Below are 6,000 nucleotides of genomic sequence, written 5' to 3'. Positions count from 1 at the left end.
GAAGAAGGAAGAAGGAAGAGGGAAGAAGGAAGAAGGAAGAGGGAAGAAGGAAGAAGGAAGAGGGAAGAAGGAAGAAGGAAGAGGGAAGAAGGAAGAAGCTCAGTCTTTTGTTTTAGAGACGCAATTAGTCACTATTTCAGAAGGGGATTTAGTGCCTGTTTTATTAGTTGATGAGGATACGGCGGCGACGAATTTTATGATTCGCGATCGCCGAATGCAGCAACTCATCGCTAAGGATAAGGAACCGATTACGCCGTTTATTGATAAAGTTAAACTGTTGTACGCAGATTGCGGCGTATCGACTATTTTAGTGATGGGGGGAAGCGGTGATTATTTTGATGTGGCGGATACTGTGATTGCCATGGAAAATTTTCAAGCATATGATGTGACGGGAAAAGCTAAAGAAATTGCTATAAATTACCCGATTAGCCGTGCTGATGAAGGAGGAGAAACTTTTGGTGAGATTGCTCAAAGAGTGCCGATTCCTGCTAGTTTAGATCCGAGTCTGGGACGGCGAGATGTGCGGGTGAAGGTGCGGGATGTTGATGAATTGGCTTTCGGAACTGAGGAGATTGATTTGGGTGCTATTGAGCAAATTGTGGACAGGGGACAGTTAAGGGCGATCGCTGCGGCAATGGTTTATGCTAAGCAGCAATACATGGACGGAAAACGCACTTTGTCGGAAATCATAGATTTGGTGATGGCAGATATTGACGCGCAGGGGATGGATATTTTATCGCCTTTTCCTGAAGGGGATTTTGCCATGTTTCGACGGTTTGAATTGGCGGCGGTAATTAATCGGCTTCGCAGTTTGTCGGTTGTTGACTGTTGACTGTTGACTGTTGACTGTTGACTGTTGACTGTTGACTGTTGACTGTTGACTGTTGACTGATGACGGTTGACTAATGACTTTTTGATATGCTGACAAAAGTGAGTGCAAAAACCGCGATTGAAGTATGACAGGCAATATAGGACAACTGACTGCTTTAAGCGATCGACCTTATATAGTATTAAGCAATCAAGGCGAGGTTTTACAGTTAGAGTTAAAACAGCAGCAGCACGTATTGGGGCGCGATGGGACTCGTGCTGATTTAGTCATTCCCGAACCCTGGCGCGCAGTTTCCGGCGTTCACGCTGTTTTGCGCCAAATTGGGGATAATTACTGGATTTACGACGGTGACGGCCAGCGGCCGAGCACTAATGGCTTATTTGTCGATCGCACTCGCATCACTCCCAATGACGGTTATTGTCTGAAAAACGGCACAGAAATTAAAATCGGTCTCGATCCTCAAAATCAAGTTTTGCTGAGTTATTTTAATCCGCTGGCGAACCAAGTTGCTGTTCCTAGCAAGCAGTCAATTCTTCTTAAGAATCGGTCGGTTTTGTTGGGTCGCGATCCAAACGCTTCGCTGCAATTAGATGCGCCGCTGGTTTCTAGACGCCACGCCACAATCGACCAAGACAGTCGCGGTAATTATATTTTGCGAGACTACAGCGTTAACGGGGTTTTTGTTAACGGTCAGCGAGTGACAAATTCTCTACAGTTGTCCGAGGGAGATGCAATTCGGATCGGCCCGTTTACTCTAACTTACCGCAGCGGTGAGTTGCAGATGCAAGACTCCGGCCATCAAATTCGTTTGGATGCTGACAGTCTGGTGATTCCGAAGCGTTTGGATAACATCACTTTGGCGATCGAACCGGGGCAGTTTGTGGCTTTAGTCGGCGGTAGCGGTGCGGGTAAATCTACTTTGATGCGGACGCTTTTAGGCATCGAAAAAACTACTAACGGCGCTGTGTTTCTCAACGGCGACAACCTGCGCCAAAATTTCAATATTTACCGCAATCAAATCGGTTACGTGCCTCAAGATGATATTGTGCACGCAGATTTGACAGTAGAAGAAGTCTTGAGTTATGCAGCTAAATTGCGCTTACCTCCCGATACAGATGTCAAGCAGGTAGTCGCCAAAACTTTAGAAGATATTGAAATGACTCACCGCCGCAAGGCTTTGGTAAAACAGCTTAGCGGCGGACAGCGAAAGCGGGTCAGTATAGGAGTTGAACTGTTAGCAGACCCGAAACTTTTCTTTTTAGACGAACCGACTTCAGGACTCGATCCGGGTTTGGATAAGAAGATGATGCAACTGCTGCGAAAGTTGGCAAGTCAAGGCCGGACGGTGATTCTGGTGACTCACGCGACGGCAAATATCACGATGTGCGATCGTATTGTGTTTATGGGTCGCGGCGGACGCCTTTGTTACTTCGGCCCGCCCACGGAAGCGCTCGATTTTTTCGATGTCAAAACTGGCGATTTTGCAGACATTTACAACGAATTAGAAACAGGAGAAATCAACGTTCAAAGCTGGGCACAAAAGTTTAATAAATCTCCCTACTATCAGCGCTATATTGTCAACCACTTCAGCAGAAGCCAGGCTAATGCAAAAATACCTTCTGCACCTTCTGTACCAAAATCTCAATCTTTTGTAAAACAACTCTTTTTGCTTGCCCAGCGCTATTTTCAACTCGTTTCCCGCGACTTAGTTAACTTGAGTTTAGCTCTTTTAACGGCTCCGATAGGCATTAGTTTGCTGCGACTAGCCGTCAGAGATAAAGACCCATTAATTGGCGCACCGGAGGCAACTTTAGCACCTTTAGCGCTCAGAGTTCTATTTGTATTTACCTGCGCGGCGATTTGGGTAGGACTGGCAACTTCTCTGCAAGAAATTGTTAAAGAATCTGCTATTTATCTGCGAGAACGTTTGGTCAATTTAGCATTGTTTGCTTATTTAGGTTCAAAAATTTTTATACTTTCTGGTTTGGCAGTATTGCAAACTCTGTTAATGGTAGGAGTTATTCTGATTGCTTTTAAATCCCCCGAACCGAGTTTGATTTCCTGGGCGATGGGGGCAACTATTACCACCTTCCTAACTTTGATGAGCTGCATAAGTCTCGGATTAGTCGTTTCCGCGATTGTTAAAAATAGTTCTCAAGCTAATAGCGCTTTGCCTCTATTATTGCTGCCTCAGATTATTTTTTCGGGAGTTTTGTTTAAGATGGAAGGTGCGGCGAGCAAGTTTTCTTGGCTGATGTTAAGCCGCTGGTCTGTGGGTGCTTACGGCTCTTTAGTTAATGTGAATGGGATGGTTCCCGCGCCTACTACATTACCGGATGGGAGTACGCTTCCTCAGCCGTTTGAGCCTACTCCTGTTTACGATCCAACCTGGGAAAATTTGGGTTTAAATTGGGCTATTTTGTGCCTGCATATTTTTGTTTACTTGATGTTGACTCTGTGGTTGCAGAAGCGGAAAGATATTCTATGAATTATTGGCTGATGAAGTCGGAACCGGATGTTTACAGTATTTCGGACTTGAAGGGCGATCGCACTTCGATTTGGGATGGCGTTCGCAACTATCAAGCTCGCAATTTTATGCGAGAAATGAGTCGGGGAGACTTAGTATTTTTTTACCATTCTAATACTAAAATACCGGGAATTGTCGGCTTAGTGCGCGTCGTGGAAACTGGGCTTGCTGACCCGACTCAGTTCGATATAAATAGCGAATACTATGATGTTAAATCGCAGCTTGATGCGCCTCGCTGGCAAACTGTGAGAGTTGAGTTTGTTGAGGAGTTTGCTAAGTTAATATCTTTGGATGAACTGAAACAAAAGTTTAGTGCTGATGAGATTTTGCTGGTGAGGAAAGGCAATCGGTTATCGGTGATGCCGGTGTCTGAAGGTGCTGCCCAGAAGATTTTGAAGATGAAGTAGGAGAAAAAAGGAAAATAGATGCGGATGTCGATCGCTATAATGAGAATAGGAGATTTAAACTGATTATATTATTTGGAGTTTTCGATGATTAGCGATCGCCTGTCCCACCTGCAATCTCAAGTCCAAGGCTACTACAAGCAACTCGCTGGCAGGGAAAAAGCGAAACGGTTGGCACGCTTTGAAGACAAGGAACTGCTTCAGCAGCAGATTGACGAACTCAAAGAAGAACTCCGTAGCGTTGAACGAGACTATTGGCTGCGCTGGCAGGCGGAAATTGCCGGATTGACGATTCCCGAAGCGGATGCGGAAATAGTTGAGAGTCAATTGCGGCAGGAAGTGGAGTTTCTGGAGATTGAACCTGCGGTTCAGAGTAATGCTGAATTGATGAAGGTGTTACAGGAAATCAAAGCGGAATTGAGTAAGCCGGGAATTCCGGCGGCGGGAAAACTCAAAGCAGCGATTCCGTTGTTGCCGGGATTGATTTCCTATGAGATGGAGTTGGATACGGAAGGATTGTTGCGGCGGGTATTTCCCACGTTTTGTAACTTTGCAGACAAAATAAAAAAGTAAGGCCCTCCGAAACAACCCGAATTTCGGGGGGGAAGTCACAAAGGGTTTGGGTAGTTGTAGGGGCGATCGGGTTATTGACTCTCGGTGGTGGCGCTATAGGTTTGCATTTTCTACAACGTCAGTTATCACCTCTATGTCTGATACAACAGTGCGAGCAAAAAAACCCAACTGTAACGGTTCTGTTAGCGGAGTTTGATGGGCTGGATGCGAAAAATTATCGCGTCACAGAAACGATTTTACAGAATTTGCAGGATGCAACTAAAAATTACCCAACCGTGAAAATTCTGCCCCTCAAACAAGCGATTACTCAGCAGGAAGGCCAAGATAAAGCGCGGGAATTGGGCAAGAATAAAAATGCGGATATTGTGATTTGGGGTTCCTATGGCAAGACGCAGCAGAAAGCACCAGTCAGCGTGAATTTTGAGATTCTTTCAGCAGCAAAGGATTATATCGATGTAGGTAAGCAAGTGCAGGGAGAACCTCGCAACATGGCGGTGGCTTCGCTAGAAAATTTTGAGATACAAGTCAATTTAGCGGAGGAACTGAAATATTTAACGTTGGTGACATTGGGGGTGTCGGCTTATGCAGCGGATGATTGGGATAATGCTATTAAGCAACTAACGGCAGCACTTTCAGTGGCTAAACCAAATAATGCTGCACTTGACCCAGCCACTATCTATTTCTATCGCGGCAATACTTACTACTATAAAAAGGAATACGATCGCGCCATTGCCGATTACAATCAAGTCCTTCTACTCAATCCTAAATATGCAGTAGCCTTCTACAATCGCGGCAATGCTTACGGCAAGAAAGGGGAATACGATGGCGCCATTGCCGATTACAATCAAGCCCTTTTACTCAATCCTAAAGATGCAGCAGCCTTCAATAATCGCGGCATTGCTTACTCCGATAGAAAAGAATACGACCGCGCAATTGCCGATTACAATCAAGCCCTTCTACTCAATCCTAAATACGCAGAAGCCTTCAACAATCGCGGCATTGCTTACTCCGATAGAAAAGAATACGATCGCGCAATTGCCGATTACAATCAAGCCCTTCTACTCAATCCTAAATACGCAGAAGCCTTCAACAATCGCGGCATTGCTTACTACAATAAAAAGGAATACGACCGCGCAATTGTCGATTACAATCAAGCCCTTCTACTCAATCCTAAATACGCAGAAGCCTTCAACAATCGCGGCAATGGTTACAACAATAAAAAGGAATACGATCGCGCAATTGCCGATTACAATCAAGCCCTTCTACTCAATCCTAAATACGCAGAATTCTTCTATAATCGTGGCCTTGCTTACAACAATAAAAAGGAATACGATCGCGCAATTGCCGATTACAATCAAGCCCTTCTACTCAATCCTAAATACGCAGAATTCTTCTATAATCGTGGCCTTGCTTATGAACTCAAAGGCGACAAAGTAAAAGCAATTGAAAGCTATCGCCAAGCTTTAGCCGTCGCTCAAGATCCGCAGGTGAAGGAGTTTGCCCAGGGGAAGCTGAAAGAACTGGAAGGAAAGTAATTTTAAATTTTAGATGAGAACTAGAAAGGATATTCTATTTTACTTAGTCTACTTAATCCCAGCTATGATATAATTAGTCATCCGATTTTGTATATGAGTCTGAAGATGAGACGTTAATTTTATAATCGGTTG

Annotated in this window: 5 protein-coding genes; all 5 read left to right on the top strand. The window is 44.7% G+C overall.

All coding sequences use genetic code 11. From position 1 onward, the window contains the following. Positions 1–832, top strand: an 832-nt coding sequence (locus QUB56_RS01795; RefSeq protein ID WP_332952629.1) for a P-loop domain-containing protein, incomplete at its 5' end; no start/stop codon positions are given. Positions 833–956: 124 nt separating this feature from the next. After that, entirely contained in the window at positions 957–3,317 is a 2,361-nt protein-coding gene (locus tag QUB56_RS01790) for an FHA domain-containing protein (RefSeq protein ID WP_332952626.1), read from the top strand. After that, on the top strand, positions 3,314–3,763 hold the full coding sequence (locus QUB56_RS01785; RefSeq protein ID WP_332952625.1) for an EVE domain-containing protein: 450 nt from the start codon (positions 3,314–3,316) through the stop codon (positions 3,761–3,763). Before QUB56_RS01790 ends, QUB56_RS01785 begins: the two co-directional genes overlap by 4 nt. Before the next feature lie 84 nt (positions 3,764–3,847). Further along, positions 3,848–4,333, top strand: a complete 486-nt coding sequence (locus QUB56_RS01780) for a hypothetical protein (protein ID WP_332952623.1) — start codon at positions 3,848–3,850, stop codon at positions 4,331–4,333. A 74-nt stretch (positions 4,334–4,407) separates the two neighbouring features. Beyond that, positions 4,408–5,868: a tetratricopeptide repeat protein gene (locus QUB56_RS01775; RefSeq protein WP_332952622.1), complete on the top strand. Its 1,461-nt coding sequence runs from the start codon at positions 4,408–4,410 to the stop codon at positions 5,866–5,868. Positions 5,869–6,000: the final 132 nt, after the last annotated feature.

The sequence above is a fragment of the Microcoleus sp. AR_TQ3_B6 genome, from assembly GCF_036702785.1.
Taxonomy (GTDB): domain Bacteria; phylum Cyanobacteriota; class Cyanobacteriia; order Cyanobacteriales; family Microcoleaceae; genus Microcoleus.
Note: the sequence above shows the minus strand (reverse complement) of the source record. Positions and strands in the feature narration are given on the sequence as shown.

Bases quoted from the DNA above. Each gene is read 5' to 3' on its own strand.
- QUB56_RS01790 (WP_332952626.1), top strand. From the start codon at position 957: ATGACAGGCAATATAGGACAACTGACTGCTTTAAGCGATCGACCTTAT.
- QUB56_RS01785 (WP_332952625.1), top strand. From the start codon at position 3,314: ATGAATTATTGGCTGATGAAGTCGGAACCGGATGTTTACAGTATTTCG.
- QUB56_RS01780 (WP_332952623.1), top strand. From the start codon at position 3,848: ATGATTAGCGATCGCCTGTCCCACCTGCAATCTCAAGTCCAAGGCTAC.